The sequence below is a fragment of the Stenotrophomonas sp. YJH_SMC_122 genome (assembly GCF_059369535.1).
Window position 1 is genome coordinate 519346 of the sequence record NZ_JCAFST010000001.1, and the last position, 23224, is coordinate 542569.

Annotated in this window: 21 protein-coding genes; 11 read left to right on the forward strand and 10 right to left on the reverse strand. The window is 67.6% G+C overall.

Annotation, left to right across the window (positions count from 1 at the left end; genetic code table 11):
* Positions 1–68: 68 nt before the first annotated feature.
* Entirely contained in the window at positions 69–1346 is a 1278-nt protein-coding gene (locus tag AC5P66_RS02395; RefSeq protein WP_099495042.1) for an NAD(P)/FAD-dependent oxidoreductase, read from the reverse strand.
* Between the two features lie 161 nt (positions 1347–1507).
* Between AC5P66_RS02395 and AC5P66_RS02400 the strand changes: the two genes are divergently transcribed.
* The 3 genes from AC5P66_RS02400 (at position 1508) to AC5P66_RS02410 (ending at position 4864) form a co-directional block, all read left to right on the forward strand.
* A complete protein-coding gene (locus tag AC5P66_RS02400; protein ID WP_049416308.1) occupies positions 1508–2269 on the forward strand; it encodes a gamma-glutamyl-gamma-aminobutyrate hydrolase family protein in 762 nt (253 codons plus the stop codon).
* Positions 2266–3663, forward strand: a complete 1398-nt coding sequence (locus AC5P66_RS02405) for a glutamine synthetase family protein (protein ID WP_049416306.1) — start codon at positions 2266–2268, stop codon at positions 3661–3663. The genes AC5P66_RS02400 and AC5P66_RS02405 overlap by 4 nt, the downstream gene beginning before the upstream one ends.
* 91 nt (positions 3664–3754) lie before the next feature.
* Entirely contained in the window at positions 3755–4864 is a 1110-nt protein-coding gene (locus AC5P66_RS02410; RefSeq protein WP_495216068.1) for a polyamine ABC transporter substrate-binding protein, read from the forward strand.
* On the opposite strand, the gene AC5P66_RS02415 is transcribed toward AC5P66_RS02410, so the two are convergent.
* Positions 4861–6288 (reverse strand): flavin-containing monooxygenase, encoded by a 1428-nt coding sequence (locus AC5P66_RS02415; protein WP_495216069.1) that lies wholly within the window; start codon positions 6286–6288, stop codon positions 4861–4863. The two genes, AC5P66_RS02410 and AC5P66_RS02415, sit on opposite strands and share 4 nt — an antisense overlap.
* Positions 6289–6579: 291 nt before the next feature.
* Between AC5P66_RS02415 and AC5P66_RS02420 the strand changes: the two genes are divergently transcribed.
* The 4 genes from AC5P66_RS02420 to AC5P66_RS02435 all read left to right on the forward strand — a co-directional run bounded on the left by AC5P66_RS02420 (position 6580) and on the right by AC5P66_RS02435 (position 10931).
* Entirely contained in the window at positions 6580–7716 is a 1137-nt protein-coding gene (locus AC5P66_RS02420) for an ABC transporter ATP-binding protein (RefSeq protein WP_049412072.1), read from the forward strand.
* Positions 7713–8645 (forward strand): ABC transporter permease subunit, encoded by a 933-nt coding sequence (locus tag AC5P66_RS02425; RefSeq protein ID WP_099495039.1) that lies wholly within the window; start codon positions 7713–7715, stop codon positions 8643–8645. The genes AC5P66_RS02420 and AC5P66_RS02425 overlap by 4 nt, the downstream gene beginning before the upstream one ends.
* Positions 8642–9484, forward strand: coding sequence for an ABC transporter permease subunit (locus tag AC5P66_RS02430; RefSeq protein ID WP_019659047.1), 843 nt, complete (start codon positions 8642–8644; stop codon positions 9482–9484). Before AC5P66_RS02425 ends, AC5P66_RS02430 begins: the two co-directional genes overlap by 4 nt.
* An 82-nt stretch (positions 9485–9566) precedes the next feature.
* Positions 9567–10931, forward strand: a complete 1365-nt coding sequence (locus AC5P66_RS02435) for an NAD-dependent succinate-semialdehyde dehydrogenase (protein ID WP_495216070.1) — start codon at positions 9567–9569, stop codon at positions 10929–10931.
* A gap of 75 nt (positions 10932–11006) precedes the next feature.
* On the opposite strand, the gene AC5P66_RS02440 is transcribed toward AC5P66_RS02435, so the two are convergent.
* The 6 genes from AC5P66_RS02440 to AC5P66_RS02465 form a co-directional block, all read right to left on the reverse strand.
* Entirely contained in the window at positions 11007–12029 is a 1023-nt protein-coding gene (locus tag AC5P66_RS02440) for a magnesium and cobalt transport protein CorA (protein WP_099495037.1), read from the reverse strand.
* 6 nt (positions 12030–12035) lie between these two features.
* A complete protein-coding gene (locus AC5P66_RS02445) occupies positions 12036–13292 on the reverse strand; it encodes a lipoprotein N-acyltransferase Lnb domain-containing protein (RefSeq protein WP_049412058.1) in 1257 nt (418 codons plus the stop codon).
* Positions 13289–14170: a CorC family transporter gene (locus tag AC5P66_RS02450; protein ID WP_005408827.1), complete on the reverse strand. Its 882-nt coding sequence runs from the start codon at positions 14168–14170 to the stop codon at positions 13289–13291. The genes AC5P66_RS02445 and AC5P66_RS02450 overlap by 4 nt, the downstream gene beginning before the upstream one ends.
* 64 nt (positions 14171–14234) lie before the next feature.
* Positions 14235–14801 carry a hypothetical protein gene (locus tag AC5P66_RS02455; protein ID WP_428993118.1) on the reverse strand — a complete coding sequence of 189 codons (567 nt, stop codon included), beginning with the start codon at positions 14799–14801 and terminating at the stop codon, positions 14235–14237.
* A 106-nt stretch (positions 14802–14907) separates the two neighbouring features.
* Positions 14908–15393, reverse strand: coding sequence for an rRNA maturation RNase YbeY (ybeY, locus tag AC5P66_RS02460; RefSeq protein ID WP_049412052.1), 486 nt, complete (start codon positions 15391–15393; stop codon positions 14908–14910).
* Positions 15390–16376, reverse strand: coding sequence for a PhoH family protein (locus tag AC5P66_RS02465; RefSeq protein WP_005415936.1), 987 nt, complete (start codon positions 16374–16376; stop codon positions 15390–15392). The genes ybeY and AC5P66_RS02465 overlap by 4 nt, the downstream gene beginning before the upstream one ends.
* Before the next feature lie 441 nt (positions 16377–16817).
* On the opposite strand from AC5P66_RS02465, the gene AC5P66_RS02470 reads away from it, so the two are divergent.
* Genes AC5P66_RS02470 through AC5P66_RS02480 form a run of 3 tightly spaced genes read left to right on the forward strand, consistent with a single transcriptional unit; the run spans position 16818 to position 19827 of the window.
* A complete protein-coding gene (locus tag AC5P66_RS02470) occupies positions 16818–17774 on the forward strand; it encodes an HlyD family secretion protein (RefSeq protein ID WP_099495035.1) in 957 nt (318 codons plus the stop codon).
* 20 nt (positions 17775–17794) lie between these two features.
* Positions 17795–18718 carry an ABC transporter ATP-binding protein gene (locus tag AC5P66_RS02475; RefSeq protein ID WP_099495034.1) on the forward strand — a complete coding sequence of 308 codons (924 nt, stop codon included), beginning with the start codon at positions 17795–17797 and terminating at the stop codon, positions 18716–18718.
* On the forward strand, positions 18715–19827 hold the full coding sequence (locus tag AC5P66_RS02480; protein ID WP_099495033.1) for an ABC transporter permease: 1113 nt from the start codon (positions 18715–18717) through the stop codon (positions 19825–19827). The genes AC5P66_RS02475 and AC5P66_RS02480 overlap by 4 nt, the downstream gene beginning before the upstream one ends.
* Positions 19828–19906: 79 nt before the next feature.
* Here the strand turns inward: AC5P66_RS02480 and miaB are convergent, their stop codons facing one another.
* Both miaB and AC5P66_RS02490 read right to left on the reverse strand, forming a co-directional pair.
* Positions 19907–21325 carry a tRNA (N6-isopentenyl adenosine(37)-C2)-methylthiotransferase MiaB gene (gene miaB, locus AC5P66_RS02485; RefSeq protein ID WP_049435924.1) on the reverse strand — a complete coding sequence of 473 codons (1419 nt, stop codon included), beginning with the start codon at positions 21323–21325 and terminating at the stop codon, positions 19907–19909.
* 198 nt (positions 21326–21523) lie between these two features.
* Complete coding sequence (locus tag AC5P66_RS02490; protein ID WP_049414878.1) at positions 21524–22144, reverse strand: glutathione S-transferase family protein; 621 nt, start codon at positions 22142–22144, stop codon at positions 21524–21526.
* 80 nt (positions 22145–22224) lie between these two features.
* Between AC5P66_RS02490 and AC5P66_RS02495 the strand changes: the two genes are divergently transcribed.
* On the forward strand, positions 22225–23193 hold the full coding sequence (locus AC5P66_RS02495) for a helix-turn-helix transcriptional regulator (protein ID WP_099488541.1): 969 nt from the start codon (positions 22225–22227) through the stop codon (positions 23191–23193).
* Positions 23194–23224: the final 31 nt, after the last annotated feature.

Consider the following 23224-nt stretch of genomic DNA (forward strand, 5'->3'; position numbering starts at 1 on the left):
AGCTCCTGCGCCGATTATGCAAACAAAGGGCGGCATTGGATCAAGTCATGTGGCAGGCAATGGCTCCACTACCACAACGCATCCCGCAGCTTGTACCAGGACATCGCCGCTACCAGCAGCGGCATGCGCAGCAGCCGGCCGCCGGGGAAAGGCGCATGCCGCAGGCGCTGGAACACGTCCAGGCGCTCGCTCTGGCCGGCAATCGCGGCGGCGATGACCTCGCCGGCCAGCCCGGCGGCGGCCACCCCATGGCCGGAGAAGCCCTGCGCGAAGTACAGGTTGCCGTCCAGCCGGCCCCAATGCGGGGCGCGGTTGCGGGTGATGTCCACGTAGCCGCCCCAGACCTGCTCCAGCGGCACGTCGGCCAGCTGCGGGAAGACCTGGTGCATGCGCCGCTCCATCACCCCGCGCAGGCCGGGTGGGGGCAGCGCCGAGTAACTGGCGCGGCCGCCGAACAGCAGCCGGTGGTCGTGGCTGAGGCGGAAGTAATCCAGTGCCCAGGCGGTGTCGGCCACCGCCATGTTGTTGCCGATCAGTGCACGGGCGCGCTCGGCACCCAGCGGCGCGCTGGCACCGATATAGGTGCCGACCGGCATGATCCGGCGTTCCAGCTCGGGCAGCAGGCCCTGCAGCCAGGCATTGCCGGCAACCACCAGATGCGCAGCGCGCACGCTTCCCTGCGCGGTATGCAGGGTGGGCTGCGGTCCGCGCTGCACGCGGGTGACCGCCGAATGCTCGTGGATCACCACGCCGGCCGCGCGTGCCGCATCGGCAAGGCCACGCGCATAGGCCAGCGGGTGCAGGTGCGCGCTGTGCGGATCGAACATCGCGGCGCGGTAGCGCGGGCTGTCCAGCTGTGCGCGCAGGGCATCACGGTCCCACCACTGCATCGGGTAGTCGTAGTGGCGCTGAAGATGCTCGCAGTTGGCGCGCAGGTCGCGCTCATGGCGTTCGCGGATGGCGACGCTGGCGTGGCCCTCCACCCAGTGGCAGTCGATACCAAGGCGATCGATGCGCCTGCGCATCGCCTGTACCGCGTCGCGCGACCAGTCGAACAGGTGGCGCGCATCGTTACGGCCGAGCTGACGCTCCAGTTCGTCCACCTCGCAGCCATAGCCGACCAGCGCCTGGCCACCGTTGCGACCGGACGCGCCCCAGCCGATCCGCTGTGCGTCCAGCACCACCACGCGCTGGCCACGCGCGGCCAGTTCCAGTGCGGCGGTCAGGCCGGTATAGCCGGCGCCCAGCACCGCAACGTCGGCCTGCACCTGCCCCTGCAATGAGGGCAGCGCGGATGGTTCGGGCAGGCTGGCGGCATACCAGCTGGGCGGAAAGGCGGCGCTCACTGCAGGCCTCGCGGGTGCAGTGCGGGAGGGCGGAGCAGGGCAGGTCGATCAGCGTTCACCCCCGTAGTTTCGCCGATGCGTGGCAGCTGCGGTGTGAGGGCAGCGACTTGCCGCCGTTGCCAGGCGGCGGGTAACGTGTCCGCACGCCAAGGAGTCTTCCCATGCGCCGCCTGCCCTGGGTGGGCCTGCCCACCGACAGCACCGTGCTCGGCCACCACCGTTTCGCGGTGGCCGGCGAGAAGTACGTGCGCGCGCTGGCCGAGGCGGCCGAGGTGACGCCGGTGGTGTTGCCGAGCCTGCAGCCACCGTTGCCGGCCAGCGACTGGCTGGTTGGGCTCGATGGCCTGCTGTTGACCGGCGCGGTCAGCAATATCGAACCGCAGCACTACGATGGCGGCCGCAGCTGGCCAGGCAATCCGCATGACCCTGCCCGCGATGCCAATGCCTTCGCGCTGCTGCACGAGGCGCTGGCGCTGGACCTGCCAGTGCTGGCGATCTGCCGCGGCTTCCAGGAGTTGAACGTCGCGCTGGGTGGCAGCCTGCATCCGCAGGTACACGCGTTGCCTGGCCTGGCTGACCATCGCGAAGACCCACAGGCGCCGGTGGAGGTGCAGTACGGACCGGCCCACGCGGTCACCCTGGCCGCCGATGGCTGGCTGTCGCGGTGGCAGGGGAGCGACCGCGTGCAGGTGAACTCGGTGCACGGACAGGGCATCGCCCGCCTCGCGCAGGGCCTGCAGGTCGAGGCCATGGCCGATGACGGACTGGTCGAGGCAGCGCGCAGCCTGCACCATGGATTTGTGCTCGGCGTACAGTGGCATCCGGAGTGGCGTGTCACGCAGGCGCCGTTCTATCACGCTATTTTCCGTGCGTTCGGCCAAGCTTGCCGGCAGCACCAACAGAACCGACTGGATTCCCGATGAGTTCCCGAACGCGCCCGCGCAAGACGGCCACGCCCCCCGCACCGCAGGAAAGCAGCCTGCTGCGCTGGCTGAAGGAGCGGCGCATCACCGAGGTGGAATGCCTGGTGCCGGACATCACCGGCAACGCCCGCGGCAAGATCATTCCTGCCGACAAGTTCTCGCACGACTACGGCACGCGCCTGCCGGAAGGCATTTTCGCCACCACCGTCACCGGCGAGTTCCCCGACGACTACTACGAGCTGACCTCGCCGTCGGACTCGGACATGATGCTGCGCCCTGACCCGGATACGGTGCGCATGGTGCCGTGGGCGGCCGATGCCACCGCGCAGGTCATCCACGATTGCTACACCAAGAGCGGCGAACCGCACGAGCTTGCGCCGCGCAACGTGCTGCGCCGCGTGCTGGCGGCTTATGCGGAACTGGGCCTGCGCCCGGTGGTGGCACCCGAGCTGGAGTTCTTCCTGGTGCAGAAGAACACCGACCCGGACTTCCCGCTGCTGCCACCGGCCGGCCGCTCGGGGCGCCCGGAGACCGCGCGGCAGTCGTACTCGATCGACGCGGTCAACGAGTTCGACCCGATCCTCGATCTGATGTACGACTACGCCGATGCGATGAAGCTGGATGTGGACACGCTGATCCACGAATCCGGCGCAGCGCAGCTGGAGGTCAATTTCACCCATGCCGATGCGATGGACCTGGCCGACCAGGTGTTCCTGTTCAAGCGCACCATGCGCGAGGCGGCGATGCGCCACGGGGTCTACGCCACGTTCCTGGCCAAGCCGATGGAGAACGAGCCGGGCAGTGCCATGCACATCCACCAGAGCCTGGTGCGGGTGAGCGATGGCAGCAATGTGTTCGCTGGCGAGACCGATGCCGAGGGCGAGTTCAGCCCGGTGTTCGGCCATTACCTGGGCGGCCTGCAGAAGTACGCGCCGCAGGCGATGGCGTTCTTCGCGCCGAACGTGAATTCCTACCGCCGGCTGGTGTTCGGCGAAGTCTCGCCGAGCAACGTGCACTGGGGCTTCGACAACCGCACCTGCGGCCTGCGCGTGCCGCTGGATACACCGGAAAACATGCGCGTGGAGAGCCGGTTCGCCGGTTCCGACGCCAACCCGTACCTGGCAATGGCGGCCACCCTGGCCTGCGGCCTGCTCGGCATCCGCGAGCGGCTGGCGCCGGACGCGCCGGTGACCGGCAGCGCGAAGGAACTGGGCTACAACCTGCCGCGCTCGCTGGGCGAGGCGCTGGACGGGCTGGAGCAGTGCAGCGAGCTCCAGGCCCTGCTGGGCGAGCGTTTCTGCCGCGCCTACATCTCGGTCAAGCGCAAGGAATACGAGACCTTTTTCCGCGTCATCAGCTCGTGGGAGCGCGAGTTCCTGCTGCTGAACGTCTGAGCATCCGGAATAGAAAAATCCGCCGCCGGGGGGTAGGCTGGCACCCGTCGCCGGCCCCGCCGGCCCCCCTTCCCGCATTCTGGAGCACCCGATGAAGCTGCGTATCCTCACGCTCGGCCTGGCCTCCGCCATGCTTGCCGCCTGTGGCGGTGGCAACGGCGGCGCGCAGGACCGCCAGGTCCTGAACGTCTACAACTACAGCGATTACATCGCCGAGGACACCATTCCGACCTTCGAGAAGGAGAGCGGCATCAAGGTGACCTACGATGTATTCGACAGCGATGAGATGGTCGAGACCAAGCTGCTGGCGGGCAACAGCGGCTACGACGTGGTGGTGCCGACCCTGAACTTCTTCGGCCGCCAGATCCAGGCCGGCGTGTTCCTGCCGCTGGACAAGAGCAAGATCCCGAACCTGGCCAACCTCGATCCGGCGGTGATGAAGCGCATCGCCACCCAGGACCCGGGCAACCAGTACGGCGTGCCGTACATGATCGGCACCACCGGCATCGGCTACAACGTGGACATGCTGAAGCAGCGCTTCGGCGGCAGCACCGACATCGCCAACAGCTGGGACCTGGTGTTCAAGCCGGAGAACATCAGCAAGATGAAGGACTGCGGCGTGACCATCCTGGACACGCCGGCCGACATGATCCCGATCGCGCTGCATTACCTGGGCCTGGACCCGCACAGCGGCGACCCGGCCGAACTGCAGAAGGCGGCCGACCTGCTGAAGTCGATCCGCCCGTACGTGCAGAATTTCCACTCCTCGCAGTATGTCGGCTCGCTGGCCAATGGCGGCACCTGCCTGGTGGTCGGCTGGTCGGGTGACATCATCCAGGCCCGCGACCGCGCCGAGGAAGCCAGCAATGGCGTGCACGTGGCTTATTCGATCCCGAAGGAAGGTGCGCCGCAGTGGTTCGACATGCTGGCGATCCCGAAGGACGCCAAGCACCCGGAAGCGGCGTACAGGTTCATCAACTACCTGCTGGAACCGAAGGTCGCCGCGGCCAATACCAACTTCATCCACTACGCCAACCCGATCCCGACCGCGACGCCGCTGGTGGACGAGGCGATCCGCACCGACCCGACCATCTACCCGCCGGCCGACGTGGCCGAGAAGATGTTCACCTACTCGATCAACACGCCGGAGACCGACAAGCTCTACACCCGGCTGTGGACCGAGGTGAAGACCGGCCGCTAAGCCGGTCTGGCGCCGCCGGGCGTTCCCCGGCGGCCGCCCTGCTCCACCGTGCCGGAATCGGTACCGCCGCTCTCGCCAAGGTGCCTCAGGATGGCTGGCAGCAGGTCGCGTGCATCGCGGCCGCCGTTGCACAGGAACGACGAACTCATCCGCTGCAGGTTGTGCATGCCGATGAAGAACAGCCCCGGCTGCGGTGAAACACCGAACTCCCCGAGCGGGTAGCCATGTGCATCCAGCGCGCCCTGCACGTCCAGCCAGGGCCACTCGGCGACGAAACCGGTGGCCAGCACCACCGAGCGGATACCTGCGGCCTGCAGATCCAGCTCGCACGGGGACGGTTCCGGGTCCCAGTGCAGGTAGACTTCTTCGGGAATGTAGCGGGCATCGTCGGTGCGCGGCTCGGGCCGCGTGGCGTAGTACGCGCTGGCCAGCGAATCGAGATAGGCGTACTCGGCGCGCGTCGCCTCGATCGCGGTGCGAAGTTGCGGGCGGACATCGGCGAAGCGGGCGGTGTTCCCATTGAATTCCTGCAACCGGCCCAGCAACCTGATCCCTGCGCGGTGCATGGCGAGCAGGCTGATCGAACTGCCCAGGCCGGCGCCGCCCTTGCCGGATATCAGCGGGAACTCCGCGGTGCGGGCCTTGCGCAGCGCGTCCGGCTCGCCTGCCAGTACGGCTGCCGATTGGCTTACGTGTTGATGGATGCGCCCGGCCATGTCCCACCAGGTCATCGAGTCCTTGCCGCGCAGCCGACGGGTGTGCGAATGACGATCGGCCAATGACCAGTACACGCTGCGACCAACGTCGCACAGGTCCTGGGCGATCTGTGCGCCGGACTGGCCGCCGCCGATGACCAGCACCGCGCCCTCGGGTAGCTGGCCGGGACTGCGGTAGTCGCTGGAGTGCAGCACGGTGAGGCCTGGTGCGGGCGCGAAGGGGGCCCGGGGCAACCGCGCCCGGCGGTATTCACCGGTGGCGACCACCACCGCCTGGGCACGGATCAGCCCCCGGCTGCTGTCGATGGCATAACCACCGGACTCGGGCCCGACCCGATGGACCACGCACCCCTCGCTGATCGGCAATGCGCGCTCGTCGGCATAGTCGCGCAGCCGTCGGATCACTTCCGGGGCCCCCATGAAGCCTTCCGGGTCATCCCCGGCATAGGCATGGCCATGCAGGGCCATGGTCGCGTTGGCGGTGTTGGTCTGGAACGAATCCCAGCGCCGCCGCCAGCTGGAGCCAACGGTTTCGGCCTCCAGCACGCGATGCTCGACGCCGGCCTCCTGCAGGAGCGCGCTGAGCGACAACCCGGCCTGGCCGGCGCCGATGATGACCAGCGGCAACCTTGCAGGCTGGGAGTCCGGCAGGCAGGACGGGAAAGGGGAGGGGCTGTCCGGGGAAATCACCAGGGTCGGTCCATGCAAGGCCTAGATCCGGGGCATTGCGCGGGGAATGTCCCGGGCTTTCAATGGATCCCGTTCTGAAAAATGTTGCAGATCGGGCTGCCGCCCGTGGTATCTGGCCGGGTCGACCGCCCGGGCGTCGAGGAGGGGCCGGGCCTTCCGGCGGACAGGCCACCATGGCGGGGGAAAACCGACACGCGTCGGGGTCCCTGGGCGGGCCAGCGGCCGCTTCCACCCACTGCCGTCATATCCCCTGCGGCCCCCGGCCGTTAGAATGACCGCCGCTGTCCACCGCCCGCTCCCGGAGCCCCCATGCCCGTTGAAGCCCAGCCGGTAGCCGCCGTCGTCGACACGACCGGTGCGCCCGGCTATCTCTCCATTCGTGATTTGCGCAAGGAATTCGACGGTTTCGTCGCCGTCGACGACGTCAACCTGGACGTGCGCAAGGGCGAGATCTTTGCCCTGCTCGGTGGCTCCGGCAGTGGCAAGTCGACCCTGCTGCGCTGCCTGGGCGGCTTCGAGACGCCCACCAAGGGCAGCATCACCGTCGATGGCCAGCGCCTGGACGCGCTGCCGCCGTACCAGCGGCCGGTCAACATGATGTTCCAGTCCTATGCCCTGTTCCCGCACATGACGGTCGAGCAGAACATCGCCTTCGGCCTGAAGCAGGATGGCCTGGGCAAGGACGCGATCAGCAAGCGCGTCGGCGAGATGCTGGACCTGGTGCAGATGGGCCACCTGGGCAAGCGCAAGCCGCACCAGCTGTCCGGCGGCCAGCAGCAGCGCGTGGCGCTGGCGCGGTCGCTGGCCAAGGGGCCGAAGCTGCTGCTGCTGGACGAGCCGATGGGCGCGCTGGACAAGAAGCTGCGCTCGCAGATGCAGCTGGAACTGGTCAGCATCATCGAATCGTCGGGCGTGACCTGCGTGATGGTCACCCACGACCAGGAAGAAGCGATGACCATGGCCACCCGCATCGCGGTGATGGATGCGGGCTGGATCCAGCAGGTCGGCAAGCCGGACGAGGTCTACGAGCAGCCGGCCAACCGCTTCGTTGCCGAGTTCATCGGTTCGGTCAACCTGTTCGACGGGGTGATCGACGAGGACCTGCCCGAGTACGTCACCGTGCGCTCGCCGCTGTTCCCGGCGCCGATCTACATCGCCCATGGCATCACCTGCTATGAAGGGCAGCCGGTCGCATTCGCGCTGCGCCCGGAGAAGGTGATGATCGGCAAGGACGAGCCGGAAGGGCACACCAACAAGGCGCAGGGCGTGATCGAGGACATCGCCTACTTCGGCAGCCACTCGGTCTATCACGTGCGCCTGCCCAGCGGCGCCAAGGTGCTGGCCAACTTTGCCAACTCGCAGCGCTGGGCCAGTGATGGCCTCACCTGGGGCGACGAGGTGTGGGTGCACTGGCGCGACAATGACGGCGTGGTGCTCACCTCATGAGCGTCGCCGGCCTGAAGCGCTGGCTGCCGGGGCTGCGTGCCACGGTGATCGGCATTCCGTACCTGTGGCTGCTGCTGTTCTTCGCAGTGCCGTTCCTGATCGTGCTGATGATCAGCTTCTCGCTCAGCCGGGTCGGCTCGCCGCCGTACACCTGGCTGTTGCAGTATGCCGACGGCGGCTTCTCGCTGAAGCTGAACCTGGAAAATTACCTGGCGCTGTTCCGCGATTCGATCTATGCGCAGGCCTTCCTGAGCTCGATCAGGATCGCGGCCATCTCCACCTTCCTGACCCTGCTGATCGGCTACCCGATGGCCTATGCCATTTCCCGCCTGTCGCCGGCCGCGCGCAACGTGGCGATGATGCTGGTGGTACTGCCATCGTGGACCTCGTTCCTGATCCGCGTGTATGCGTGGAAGGCGATCCTGGACCGCAACGGCCTGCTCGACCAGTTCCTGCAGTTCACCGGCCTGCAGGCGCTGATGACGTCGACGGGGCTGCCGAAACTGCAGTTGATCGATACGCCGACCGCCGCCTACATCGGCATCGTCTACTGCTACCTGCCGTTCATGGTGCTGCCGCTGTACGCCAACCTGGTCAAGCATGACCACCGCCTGCTGGAAGCGGCCTACGACCTGGGTGCCAAGCCATGGCAGGCCTTCCTGCGCATCACGCTGCCGCTGTCGAAGGCCGGCATCATCGCCGGCTGCATGCTGGTGATGATTCCAGCGGTGGGTGAATTCGTGATTCCGGAAATGCTGGGGGGCTCGGAGACGCTGATGGTCGGCCGCCAGCTGTGGAACGAGTTCTTCAACAACCGCAACTGGCCGGGTGCGTCGGCGATGGCGGTGGCGATGATCCTGTTGCTGCTGGTGCCGATCCTGCTGTTCAACCGTTCCCAGCAGCGCCTGCTGGAAGGGAAGCAGGCATGAGTCCGCGCACCGGCAAAGGCTTGGCGCTGGGCGTGCTGCTGCTCGGCTTCGCTTTTCTGTACCTGCCGATCCTGCTGTTGATGTTCTATTCGTTCAACAGCTCGCGGCTGGCGATGGTCTGGGCCGGGTTCTCCACCCGCGCCTACAGCGACCTGTTCGCCGACCGCGCGCTGATGGAGGCGATGTGGACCAGCCTGGTGGTGGCGTTCTGGACCGCCTGTACCGCCACCGTGCTGGGCACGCTGGCGGCGATGGTGATGACCCGCTTCAAGCGCTTCCGTGGCAAGCCGCTGTTCGGTGCGCTGGTCACCGCGCCGCTGGTGATGCCGGATGTGATCCTGGGCTTCTCGCTGATGGCGCTGCTGGCCTCGATGGGCGCGATTCCGGGCTTCCCGGCGCGCGGCCTGGCCACCATCTGGATCGCGCACGTCACCTTCACCCTGTGCTTCGTCACCGTGGTGGTGTCTTCGCGCCTGCAGGAAATGGACCTGTCGCTGGAAGAGGCGGCGATGGACCTGGGCGCCAGCCGGCTGACCGTGTTCACCCGCATCACCCTGCCGATCATCGCGCCGGCGCTGGTGGCGGGCTGGCTGCTGGCGTTCACCCTGTCGCTGGATGACGTGGTGGTGGCCAGCTTCGTCGCCACGCCGGGCTCGACCACGCTGCCGATGAAGGTGTTCGCGTCGGTGCGCATGGGCATCAGCCCGAAGATCAATGCACTGGCCACGCTGCTGGTGTCGGCGGTATCGATCGCTGCGGTGATCGGCTGGTACATCAATGCCCGCGCCGAAAAGCGGCGCCAGCGCGACCTGCAGCTGGCGCGGCAGGACAACGGCTGAGTACACGGTCCGTCGACAGCGCCGGCAACACCCGGCTCACGGCCGGCGGCGCACAATGGGGTCTTCCTGATGGAGATCCCTTATGACCGTCGAGATCGTCGACCCGGCCACCGGCCAGGTGACCTACCGCCATGAACTGATGGGCGCTGCCGACATCGAGCAGCGCCTGCAGGCCGCTGCCGATGCATTTCCGGGGTGGGCCGATCGCTCGCTACAGGACCGCGGCGCCATCCTGCGCGGGATCGCCGCGCAGCTGCGTACGCATCGCGACGATCTGCAGCAGGCGATGACCCACGAGATGGGCAAGCTCAAGGCCGAGGCCCTGGCCGAGGTCGACAAGTGCGCGGCGGCCTGCGAGTACTATGCCGACCACGCGGCCGGCTATCTCAAGCCGCAGCTGATCGACACCGAAGCCCAGCGCAGCTATGTGCGCTACGAGCCGATCGGCTGCGTGTTCGCGGTGATGCCGTGGAATTTCCCGGTCTGGCAGGTGTTCCGCTTCCTCGCACCGGCGTTCATGGCCGGCAACGTGGCGCTGCTCAAGCACGCCAGCAACGTACCGCAGTGTGCCGACCTGATCCTGGCGGTGTGCCGTGATGGCGGCCTGCCGGACGGCGTGTTCGACGTGCTGCACATCGACAACGATCAGGCCGCCGACGTGTTGCGCGACGCACGGGTGAAGGCGGTGACGCTGACCGGCAGCGAGCGGGCAGGGCGCTCGATCGCCTCCAACGCCGGCAGCCAGTTGAAGAAGTCGGTGATGGAGCTGGGGGGCAGCGATGCCTTCGTGGTGCTCGACGATGCCGACCTCGACAAGACGGTTGCGGCAGCGGTGAAGTCGCGCTTCGACAACAGTGGGCAGACCTGCATCGCGGCCAAGCGGTTCATTGTGGTCGAGGCGGTGGCCGATGAATTCACCCGTCGCTTCGTTGAAGCTGCGGCCGAGCGCCAGTACGGCGACCCCGATGAGCGGGGCACCACGCTGGCGCCGATGGCCCGTGCCGATCTGCGCGATGAACTGCACAAGCAGGTACAGGCCAGCGTGGCCAAGGGTGCACGGGTGTTGATAGGCGGCGAGCCGATTGCCGGCACCCATGCCGGCTATCCGGCCACGGTGCTCGACCAGGTCGGCCCGGGCATGCCGGCCTACGACGAGGAACTGTTCGGTCCGGTGGCTGCGGTGATCCGGGTCGCTGATGAGGGCGAGGCACTGCGCGTGGCCAACGACACCCGCTTCGGCCTGGGCGGCAGCGTGTGGACGCGCGATCCGGTGCGCGGCGAAGCCTTCGCGCAACGCATGGAATGCGGCGCCGCGTTCGTCAACGCGATCGTCAAGAGCGATGCGCGGCTGCCGTTCGGCGGCAGCAAGCAGTCTGGCTTTGGCCGGGAACTGGCCGACCACGGCATCCATGAGTTCATGAACATCAAGACTGTTTACGTGGCTTGATGCCGAATGGTGGTGCCGGCCGCTGGCCGGCATTGCCCTGGTTGCCGGCCAGCGGCCGGCACTACCAGCAGCGGGTCACAACCACTTCGCGCGCTTGAACAACCGGTACAGGCCCACGCAGACGCCGCCCACACCAACGATCATCAGTGGGTAGGCCCACGGTTCGCTCAGCTCCGGCATGTGGCTGAAGTTCATCCCGTACCAGCTGGTGATCAGCGTCGGTGCCGCCAGCAGCGCAGCCCACGCACCGAGGCGCTTGACCGTCTCGCCCTGCGCCAGAGTCACCAGCGACAGGTTCACGCTGAGCGCGGTGCCCAGCATCTCGCGCAGGGTGTCGATCACATCGCTGATGCGTACCGCGTGATCGTGCACGTCACGGATGTACAGCTTCACTTCGTCCGGAACCAGCTCGCCCTGGTAACGACGCAGCTGGGCCAGCACATCCTGCAGCGGCGCCACCGCCATCCGCATCTTGTTCAGTTCGCGCTTGAGCTCGTACAGGCGCACCACGGTGCTGCGCTTGTAGTTCTCGGCGAAGATGTCCTTTTCCAGCAGGTCCAGGGTGTCGCGGAAGCGGTGCATGATCGGCAGGTAGTTGTCGACCACGAAGTCGGTCACCGCGTACAGGCAGTACGACGGGCCCATCTTCAGCAGCTGCGGCTCACGCTCGACCCGAGCACGTACCGGCGCGTAGGACAGCGAGGCGCCGTGGCGCACCGTTACCAGGAAGCGCGGGCCGAGGAAGGCATGGGTTTCGCCATACTGGATGCGCTCGTCGACCATCTGCGCGGTGGTCACCACCACGAACATCGAATTGCCGTAGGTCTCGACCTTGGGCCGCTGGTGCGCGTTGCGCGCGTCCTCGATGGCCAGGTCGTGCAGGCAGAATTCTTCCTGCAGCTTCAGCAGTACATCGTCGTTGGGATCGTACAGGCCGACCCACACGAAGCCATTGCCACTGGCAATGACATCGCTGATGGCGTCCAGGCTGATGTCGTGGCGTATGCCATCGTCATCGTAGTGGACGCAGTTGATGACGCAGGCAGGGTTGGCTGAAGCAGGGGCGGAAGCGGAGGCGGGCAATGACATGCCCGCCATCGTGCGTCAGCGCCGTGTTTCGGACAAGTGAGGACGGCGCCCCAACACCCAGGCCAGTGCCGCGTGCACGGGCAACAGCAGCACGATCCACTGCACGTTGTACTGGGCCTGCAGGCTCAGCCAGTGCAGCACCAGCGCGGCCACGGCCTGTACCGCCAGCAGCCACACCACGATCCTGAACATGCGCCCCGGCGCGCGTCGGCGCAGCAGGCTGACTGCTCCGGGCAGCAGCAGCACGGCCAGCGGCGAAAGCAGCAGCAGGTTGCGGTTGGCCCAGGCGGCGTAGTGGGTGCTGAAGCCCCACAGGAACACCAGCAGGCTGCCGGCGATGGCGCACAACAGCCAGAACGGCAGGGCCAGCCCGGCCAGCAGGCGCGGGCGGTTGCGCAGCGCCAGCACGCCGCCGGCCACGACCAGACCAAGCAGCAGCCACGGCCACCAGCGACGCGCGAACTCCTTCGGCTCCGGATCAATGCGGTGCGGCAGCAGTTCCTGTTCGGACTGCACCAGCGGCCGCCCATCACTGTTGCGAGCCTGGCGCAGCGCATCGGCCAGGCGCATCGGCACGAACGCTTCCTGCCAGCGCGACAGCGGCTGGTCGGCGAACGGCCCCAGGCCGACATCGAAGCCCAGCCACATCCACGGCGCCGGTGAGGCCAGGCGCACTGATTCGCTGCGGTAGGTGTTGCCGCGCGAACGGCCCGACAACTGCGACTGCAGGCCACCGCCCAGTGCCTTGTCCACCGTGTCGCGTACCATCGTGGCGCAGTTGGCGGTGTAGTAGTCGTAGTGGTAGCGCGCGTTTTCCGGCTTGGCCCGCTCGGCCAGGTCAGCGGCCAGGGCACGCGCCTGGTCGGGGCGCAGGTCCAGCCACTGCACGCTGGCACCGCGGCCGGTCTCGTCGTAGTACGACAGGTCCTGCTGCAGCGGCAGCGCCACCAGGTAATACATCATGTCGCCGCGCACGAAGCGGCTGATGAAGTCGTCCTCGGACGGATCGAAGTAGCCGAAGTTGTACGAGGTCGCTTCGCCACTGGCCGGATCGACCACGACGATGGCGTCATGCCCGAAGCGTTCGAAGAACACGGTGCCCGGCTGCATGGTCACCACGCCGATGCGCGGGGCGGGGGCCTCGGCGTCGGCGGTGGCAGGCGCGGGCACGGCTGCCGCCGGCTGCGCGAAGGCGGCCAGTGGCAGGGCCATGGCCAAGGCCAGCACACACAGTGCCAGCCACGCCGTCAGGATCAGACCGCGGCGCTTCAAGCGTCGTCCTGCGCGTCCGGCGGCAGCACGGTCACGTGGAAGGCCTGAACCCGGCGCGCATCGGCGCGGGCCACGCGGAACATGAAGCGGTCCAGCGCCAGCTCATCGCCGACTTCCGGAAGATGGCCCACGGCCTCGGTGACCAGGCCACCGATGGTGTCGTAGTCCTCATCGGAGAAGGTGGCACCGAAGCGCTCGTTGAAGTCGCCGATCGGGGTCAGCGCGTCGACCACGTACTGGCCGTCGGACTGGATGGCGATCTGCGCGGACGGATCCTCGGCCTCGTCATGCTCGTCGTCGATCTCGCCGACGATCTGTTCCAGCACGTCCTCGATGGTGACCAAGCCGGCGACACCGCCGTACTCGTCGACCACGATGGCCATGTGGTTGCGCGACAGGCGGAATTCCTTCAGCAGCACGTTGAGCTTCTTCGCCTCCGGAATCAGCACCGCCGGGCGCAGCAGCTCGCGCACGTTGGCCGGACCGTTGTCGGCAACCACACCGCGCAGCAGATCCTTGGCCAGCAGGATGCCAAGGATGTCGTCCTTGTTCTCGCCGTGCACCGGGAAGCGTGAATGGCCGGATTCGACCACCTGCTTCATCAGTTCCAGGAAGGGCGCTTCAACCGGCAGCGAGACCATCTGCGAGCGCGAAATCATCACGTCGCCCACGGTCAGCTCGGCCACCGAAATGGCGCCTTCCATCATCTTCAGGGTATCGGCGGCGATCAGCCCCTCTTCCTGCGCGGTGTGCAGGACAGCGACCAGCTCGTCGCGGGTATGGGGTTCGCCGGAGAAGGCCGAGGTCAGGCGTTCAAGCCAGCCGCGCTTCTTTTCACTGTGCTCCGCAGGGGAGCTACTACTGTCGTCTTCTGACATCTCTGGAAAAAAGGCACCCGGCAGGCCGGGCGTTGGCCCAAGTCTAGCAGGATGTGGCGGCCTGTCAGTGACCGTCGCTGCCCGGTCCGGTGATCGGCGGCGGGGCCAGTTCAGGCCGGGCAGGGGCTTCTTCTTCAGGCAGGTCCAGGCTGTAGGTACAGCCGGCCAGCGTTTTCCCCGGATGGGAGGCCACGGTGGACACGCTGAGGATGATCGACTCGATCTGGGCCTCGCCGGTCTTCGGGTCGGTCACGTCGCGGCTGACCAGCTCGCGGCCAGCCATGAACTTGCCGTCCTGGTCGTAACCGGTCTCCAGTTCCAGCCGCTTGGCCAGAGGCCGAGGGTCGGCCTGGTCGAGGACGGCCATGATGCTGGCGCCGGCCACCGCCACCCGTTCGGTGGTCACGCCGAACACCCTGATCGGCTGGGCCAGGCGGTACTCGCTCATGAACTGGTTGCCCTGGGGCAGCGGCTGCAGGCCCTGGGCCACGGCCTTCAGCGGATCGGCCAGCAGCGGCGCCAGCGCGGCCTGCTCGGCCACCCCCTGGCGGCATTCGATCAGCGCCGGCAGATCCAAGGCAGCGGCCGGGACGGACGCGACGAGCAGCAGGGGCAGGGCAATACGCAGCAGCACAAAGAAATTCCCGTTGTAGAGCCGAGCCCATGCTCGGCTGCATTTCGGTCAGGTTTGCGGGGGCGATGCATTGGAGCCGAGCGTAGGCGCGGCTGCATAGGCCTCAGCGCTCGCCGGCGTAGGGATCGGCGATGCCGAGCTCGGCCAGGATCTCCCGTTCCAGCTGTTCCATCGCCTCGGCCTCCTTGTCGTCCTCATGGTCCCAGCCAAGCAGGTGCAGCACGCCGTGCACGGTCAGGTGCGCGTAATGGGCGTTGAGCGCCTTGCCCTGTTCGTCGGCTTCGCGGGCCACCACCGGTGCGCAGATCACCAGGTCGCCGAGCAGCGGAAACTTGACGCCCTTGGGCAGGCCTTCAGGCACTTCGGCCGGGAAGCTGAGCACGTTGGTGGCGTAGTCCTTGCCACGGTAATGACGGTTCAGCGACTGCCCCTCCTTGGCATCGACCACGCGGATGGCCAGGTCGGCCTCACGGATGCGGCCCTTCAACGCAGCGGCCACCCACTTGCGGAAGCTCACGGCCGCCGGCAGCCCGGTACGTGGCAGGGCATAACTGACGGCGACGTCCAGTCGCACGGGACCACGGGTCATGGCGTTGCTCCAGGCTGGATCTGATGCAGGTCGCGGCGGTCGTAGGCGCTGACGATGCGCGCCACCAGCGGATGCCGGACCACGTCGCGGGATTCGAAGAAGGTGAAGCTGACGCCCTCGACCTCGCGCAGCACATCGATGGCGTCGCGCAGGCCGGACTTCACGTGCTTGGGCAGGTCGGTCTGGGTCAGGTCACCGGTGACCACCGCGGTGGAGCCGTAGCCTAGGCGGGTCAGGAACATCTTCATCTGCTCGATGGTGGTGTTCTGCGCCTCGTCCAGGATCACGAACGCATCGTTGAGCGTGCGGCCGCGCATGTAGGCCAGCGGCGCGATCTCGATGACGTTCTTCTCCAGCAGCTTGACCACCTTCTCCACGCCCATCATCTCGTACAGGGCGTCGTACAGCGGTCGCAGGTAGGGGTCGACCTTCTGGCTCAGGTCGCCGGGCAGGAAGCCCAGCTTCTCGCCGGCTTCCACCGCCGGGCGCACCAGGATCAGGCGCTGCACCCGCGACTCGTTCAGTGCTTCGACCGCGCTGGCCACGGCCAGGAAGGTCTTGCCGGTTCCCGCCGGGCCGATGCCGAAGTTGATGTCATGCGTGGCGATCTGGTGCAGGTAGCGGCCCTGGTTGGCGCCACGGCCGCGCACCGTGCCGCGCTTGACCTTGATCGCCACGTCCTGCGCTTCGTAGGAGCGCTCGGCGATCTGCTCGACGTTGGCCTGCGCCAGGCGCAGGTGGATGGCGTGGTTGTCGAAGGTGGTTTCGCCGGCTTCGGCGTACAGCGCTTCAACCAGCTTCTGCGCCTCCACGATGGCTTCATTGGGCCCGCTGATGCGGAACACGAAGCCACGATTGGCGATCTCCACGCCGAGCTTCAGCTCGATCTGGCGCAGGTGCCCGTCGAAGGGGCCGCACAGGTTGGCCAGTCGCTCGTTGTCTTCCGGCGACAGGGTGAAGTCTCGATGATCGATGCTTTTCATTGCTTGGGGTGGGGCGGGGTCGCCGTCCACCGCGATGGACTCGGGGTGACAAGGTTACGCGCGTACCGGGCATGCGGCCAGCGGCGGGCCGATACGCGGTTTTCCACACCCGGTGTGGACGGGGGGCGCGAAAAGCTGTGGATAGTCCTTCGCAGTGCTTGTGCCACAAGGCGTATGAGGCGGTGGTGAAAAAACCGTCACGGTCGGCCGGCTCCTGTGACGGCAGCGCATCTTCCGCTGCCAGGCACCCAGTACGGCCGCACCCGTCCGGTTCTCCACACCGGCTGTGGAATGATGCTGAATCAAGCTGTGGATAGGTGGCGAGGAACCTTGCAGCAAAAGGCTTGCCCGCGCGTGGCGAAAAAACCGTCAGGGCTGATCGGAATCATTGGGGGTGCACGGGGCAGGTGGCACCGTGTCGCCGTCGCAGGAGGGGATGGCATGGGCATCGGCAACGGGATGCGTGGACTCGGACTGGCGGGCATCGGCCTGCTGGCCGGCTGTGGGCAGTCAACGCCAACGGCGCTGGGCACGCTGGAGTGGGACCGGATCACGGTGCCGGCGCCGGCGGCCGAGGTGATCGCCACGGTGGAGGTGCGCGAGGGCCAGCGGGTCAAGGCCGGGGCCGTGCTGATGCAGCTCGACCCCGCCCGCGGCGACGCGCAGTTCGCTGCGGCGCAGGCCGACACGGCGCGCGCGCAGGCTCAGCTGGAAGAGCTGAAGATCGGCCCGCGCCAGGAACAGATCGCACAGGCCCAGGCACAACTGGCCGCGTTGCGCGCGCAGTCTGCTGAAGCCACTGCCTACCATCGTCGGGTGCAACCATTGGCACGCCAGCGCCTGATCGCCGCCGCCGAGCTGGACCGTGCACGGGCGGCGGCCGGCCATGCCGAGGCCAGCGTGCGGGCTGCCGAGCAGGCCTGGCTGGAGCGGGTGCATGGCAGCCGCGCGCAGGACATCGCACAGGGCCAGGCGGCCGCTGATGCCGCGCAGGCACAGGAGCGGGTGCAGGGCGTCAACCTGCAGAAGCTGCAGCTGCGCGCGCCACGTGATGGTGTGGTCGATGCCCTGCCCTACCGGCAGGGTGACCAGGCACCGATCGGGGCGCCGCTGGCGGTGATGCTGGTTGGCGAGCGCCCCTACGCGCGCGTCTATCTTCCGCAGCCGCTGCGCCTGAAGGTCAAGGTCGGGCAGGCCGCGCAGGTACAGCTGGAAGGCGGCAGCACCGTGCTGAAGGGACACGTGCGCTCAATCCGCAGCGAGCCCTCGTTCACTCCGTACTACGCGTTCACCGGCGACGACGTCGAACGGCTGAGCTACCTGGCCGAGATCGAAGTGGATGCAGCCAGCGACATGCAGAAGCTTCCGGCCGGGCTGCCGGTGCAGGTGCGCTTCTGAACACCGGTGCGGACATCGCGGTGCATGCGCAGGGCCTGACCCGCCGCTTCGGTGAACTGCTGGCCGTGGACAACGTCGACCTGACCGTCCCGCGCGGGCAGGTGTACGGCTTCCTGGGCCCGAACGGGTCAGGCAAGTCGACCACCATCCGCATGCTGTGCGGCCTGCTGGAACCCAGTGCGGGGCAGATCGAGGTGCTGGGCCTGGCGGTTCCCGAGCAGGCCGAAGCACTGCGCCGGCGCATCGGCTACATGACCCAGCGCTTCTCGCTGTACGAAGACCTGTCGGTACGCGAGAACCTGGAATTCCTCGCCGCCATCCAGGACCTGCCACGCAACCAGGCCCGGCAACGGGTCGATGCGCTGCTGCAGCAGTACCGGTTGCAGGACCGGCAGCCGCAGCTGGCCGGTACGCTCAGCGGCGGGCAGAAGCAGCGCCTGGCCCTGGCCGGCGCCGTGGTGCATTCGCCCGAACTGCTGTTCCTGGACGAGCCGACCAGCGCGGTCGATCCCGAGTCGCGCCGCGATTTCTGGGAGGCCCTGTTCGAACTGGCCGACGCGGGAACCACGGTGCTGGTGTCGACCCATTACATGGACGAAGCCGAGCGCTGCCATCGCCTGGCGATCCTTGATCGCGGCGCACTGGTGGCCGATGGCACGCCGGCCGAGCTCTGTTCACGGCTGCAAGGACGCACGCTGCAGGTCACGTCATCGCAGCCACGCCAGGCCAGCCGCGTGCTGGCCAAGCTGCCCGGCGTGCTGAGCGTGGCGCAGATCGGCACCCATCTGCGCGTGCTGTGCAATGAGGGCGCAGCCGATGTCGCGGCGCTGCGGCGCGCGCTGGCCAGCGCCGACCCGCAGGCGCACGTCGAAACCGTGGCGCCGAACCTGGAGGACGTGTTCGTGGCCGCCACCCGCGGCCGTGGCAGGGAGCGGGCGGCATGAACCTGCGCAGGCTGTGGGCGATCATGCTCAAGGAGCTGCGGCAGCTGCGCCGCGACCGCATCACGCTGGCGATGATCGTCGGCATTCCGGTGATGCAGCTGCTGCTGTTCGGGTATGCGATCAACCTCAACCTGCGCCACCTCGATGCGGGTATCGCCGACCAGGCCAACAGCGCCGCCTCACGCGCGCTGGTGCAGGACATGGTCGCCACCGGGGTGATCACGCCGCGTACTGAAGCGTACAGCCCGGACCAGCTGATGCAGGCGCTGCGCCGCGGCGAGATCAGCGTCGGCATCGTGGTGCCGGCCGACTTTGAGCGTCGCCGCTTCGACGGTCGCGAAGCAGTGCAGGTGCTGGTCGATGGCAGCGACACCGTGGTGCAGAGCGCGGCGATCCAGCTGGCGCAGATGCCGTTGGACACGCGCCCGACCAGCAACACGCGGCCACTGCGCGAAGGCAGCATCGCCGGTGGTCCAATCAGCGTGACCAGCTTCTACAACCCGCAGCGGCGCTCGGCGGTGAACATCGTGCCCGGCCTGATCGGGGTGATCCTGACCATGACCCTGGTGATGTTCACGGCGGTGGCGGTGGTGCGCGAACGCGAGCGCGGCAACATGGAACTGCTGATCGCCACGCCGGTATCGCGCAGCGAACTGATGGTCGGCAAGGTGCTGCCCTATGCAGCGATCGGTCTGCTGCAGACCACGCTGGTGCTGGTGCTGGGCACCTGGCTGTTCCAGGTGCCGATCCGCGGCAGCCTGCTGGACATCTACCTGGCCGCGGTGCTGCTGGTGCTGGCCAACCTCGCGCTGGGCCTGCTGATCTCCACGCGAGCGCGTTCGCAGTTCCAGGCGATGCAGATGACGCTGTTCCTGTTTCTGCCGTCGATCCTGCTGTCGGGTTTCATGTTCCCGTTCGCCGGCATGCCGAGACCGGTGCAGTGGCTGGCCGAAGTGCTGCCGCTGACCCACTTCCTGCGCCTGGTGCGAGGCATCATGCTGCGCGGCGCCTCGCTGTGGGAGCTATGGCACGACGCACTGGCGCTGCTGGCCTTCATCGTGGTGATGATGGCGCTGGCGATCCTGCGCTTCCGCAAGCGCCTGGATTGAGGCCTGTCATTCGGTAGTGCCGGCCGCTGGCCGGCAACATTTCCGGTGGGCGCCGACCGTTGGTCGGCACACCCGGACCTTACTCCGCCACCACCCGTGCGCGCAGCGAATTGGTCAGCGCTTCGGTGATCACCACATCCACGAACTGGCCGATCAGGCGCGCAGGCGCCGGGAAATTCACCGACCGCATGTTCTCGGTCTTGCCGGTCAGCTCGTTCGGGTTCTTGCGCGACGGCCCTTCCACCAGCACGGTCTGCACGGTACCGACCATCTTCTCCGAGATGCTGGCGGCGTGCGCATTGATGCGCTCCTGCAGGCGCGACAGGCGAGCGTGCTTTTCGGCATCGCTGATCGTGTCCTCCAGATCGGCCGCCGGCGTACCCGGTCGACGCGAATAGATGAAGGAGAAACTGTGGTCGAAGCCGATGTCCTCGATCAGCTTCATGGTCTTCTCGAAGTCGGCATCGGTCTCGCCGGGGAAGCCGACGATGAAGTCCGAGCTGATTGAAATGTCCGGGCGCACCGCGCGCAGCTTGCGGATCTTCGACTTGAATTCCAGCGCGGTGTAGCCACGCTTCATCGCCGACAGCACGCGGTCGCTGCCGGCCTGCACCGGCAGGTGCAGGAAGTTGGCCAGCTGCGGAACGTCGCGGAACGCATCGATCAGCGAATCGCTGAACTCGAGCGGGTGCGAGGTGGTGAAGCGGATGCGGCCGACCCCATCGATCTCGGCGATGGTGCGGATCAGCAGGCCGAGGTCGGCAAACTCACCGTCTCCATACGGGCCGCGATAGGCGTTGACGTTCTGGCCGAGCAGGTTGATCTCGCGCACGCCCTGCGCGGCGAGCTGCGCCACTTCCACCACCACGTCCTCGAACGGGCGGCTGACTTCGGTGCCACGGGTGTAGGGCACCACGCAGAACGAGCAGTACTTGGAACAGCCTTCCATGATCGACACGAACGCCGAGGCACCTTCGGCGCGTGGCTCGGGCAGGCGGTCGAACTTCTCGATCTCGGGGAAGCTGATGTCCACCTGCGGGCGCTTCTGCTCGCGCCGCGCGCGGATCAGTTCCGGCAGGCGATGCAGGGTCTGCGGGCCGAACACAAGGTCCACGAACGGGGCGCGCTTGATGATCGCTTCGCCTTCCTGCGAGGCAACGCAGCCGCCCACGCCGATGATGACCTCGCGGCCCTTGTTCTTCAGGCCCTTCCACACGCCGAGTTGGCTGAACACCTTCTCCTGCGCCTTCTCGCGGATGGAGCAGGTGTTGACCAGGATGACGTCGGCATCGTCCGGGCTGTCGGTCAGTTCCAGGCCATCGCTGGCGGCAAGCACGTCGGCCATCTTGGCCGAGTCGTACTCGTTCATCTGGCAACCGTGGGTCTTGATGTACAGCTTGCCCTTGACCTGGTCGGGCTTGCGCGGACCAGCGGGCAGGGCAACGAGCGGGGTACCGCCCGGCGTGGCGGGCGGAAAGACGTCTGGCGTCCCGGTCATGGCGCTTAATCCATTCGGGTGGCGGGAAAGCGGGCAATTCTACCCGCATCCCGCGCCAGCCGCCGCGCCCTTGTAGAGCCGAGCCCACGCTCGGCTGGCTTCAGTAGAGCCAGGCCATGCCAGGCTGCTGCCCCATGGGAAGCGGGAAGAGCAGCCGAGCGTGGGCTCGGCTCTACAAGGGAAGCCAGCCGACGCTGCTTACGCCGCCGCCAGCTCCGCATCGATCTGCCGCGAACGGTCGAAGGCGGTCATCGCGCTCATCCGCGCAATGTAATCAGCCGTGGCCGGCGCAGGCTGCACCAGGCCGAAGGCCGTGGTCCAGGCCAGCGCATTGCCCCACAGCACATCGGCGGCACTCATCGTCTCGCCGAGCAGGTAGGGACCCTGTGCCAGCTGGGCCTCGACCACCTGCAGCACGGTCTCGGCATCGTTGTACGGCGACATCAGGCGCGGCGGCGGCTCGCGGTGCATCGCCTTGTCGATCATCGCCGGCTCGAAACAGGCACCGTAGAAGGCCATCCAGCGCAGGTAGGGTCCGCGCAGGGCGTCGCCGATCGGCGGGGCCAGCCCGGCCTCCGGATACAGGTCGGCCAGGTACAGATAAATGGCGACCTGCTCGGTCACCAGCGCGCCGTTGTGGACGATGGCCGGCACCTTGCCCATCGGGTTGATGGCCAGGTAGGCCGGGGCCAGGTTGGCGCCGGCCTTCAGGTCCAGCACCTGCATGCGGTAGTCGGCACCCAGCGCTTCGAGCAGGGCCACGGCGCCGCTCGAGCGGGATCGGGCGGCGTGGTACAGGGTGATCTGGCGTGAGGTCATGGCATTGCTCCTTGCGGTGGGTGGTGAACTGGAAGCCATCCTGGGGCACTATTGCGGACGACTTCTGTCCTCGATTCTTCATGCGCCATACCGCCCATCGACTGCTGCGCCTGATCGCCCTGCTGCAGGCCCGCCGCCAGTGGTCCGGGGCTGAGCTGGCCGAGCGCATGGGCGTGGACCGGCGCAGCATCCGCCGTGATATCGAACGCCTGCGCGAACTGGGCTATCCGGTGCGGGCCTCCTCGGGGGTCGGCGGCGGCTATCAGCTCGGGGCTGGGGCGCCGGTGCTGCCGATGCTGCTGGACGAGGAGGAGGCGACCACCCTGGCCATCGCCCTGCGTGCCGCGTCCGCGTCCGTCGCCGGCATCGACGACACCGCGCGGGGCCTGTTGTCCAAGCTCGACCCGCTGGTACCGACCCGCCGCCGCCAGCAGGCCGGCGAGGTGCATGCGGCGACGGCCACCCTGTCCGACCTTCCCTCCACCGACGCACGCCTGCTGGGACGGCTGGCCCAGCATTGCCGGCAGGCGTCACGGCTGGCCTTCGAGTACCGCAGTGCGCAGGAGGCGGTGACCCAGCGCGAGGTCGAGGCGCAGCACCTGGTCAACTACGGGCGGCGCTGGTACCTGCTGGCCTGGGACCTGGGCCGGCAGGACTGGCGCACCCTGCGCGTGGACCGGATGGGCGCGGTGCGCGAATGCGCCGCGCCGGGCATGCATCGGCGCACGCCCGCACCGCCGGATGTGATGGTGCGGCAGGCGGTCAGCCAGGCGCCGTTCGCGCTGCAGGCCATCGTCCGCCTGGCCGGCAGCCGCACCGAGCTGGAAGGGCGCATCCCACCGTGGTGTGGTGTGCTGGAGGCTGATGGTGCCGACCACTGCCTGTTGCGCATGGGCGCCGAGAGCCGCGGCATGATGCTGGCGCAGATCCTCAGCCTGGACCGGGTGCCGGTGGCGTTGTGGACCACACCGCCGGGCCTGCGCGATGAGCTGGCACAGCGCCTGGCCGGATTGGGGCAGGTGCTGGCTGTGCCGTCGGTCACAGGCTGAGCCGCGTCGCTTGGCAAGCCCCGGCGAAGCT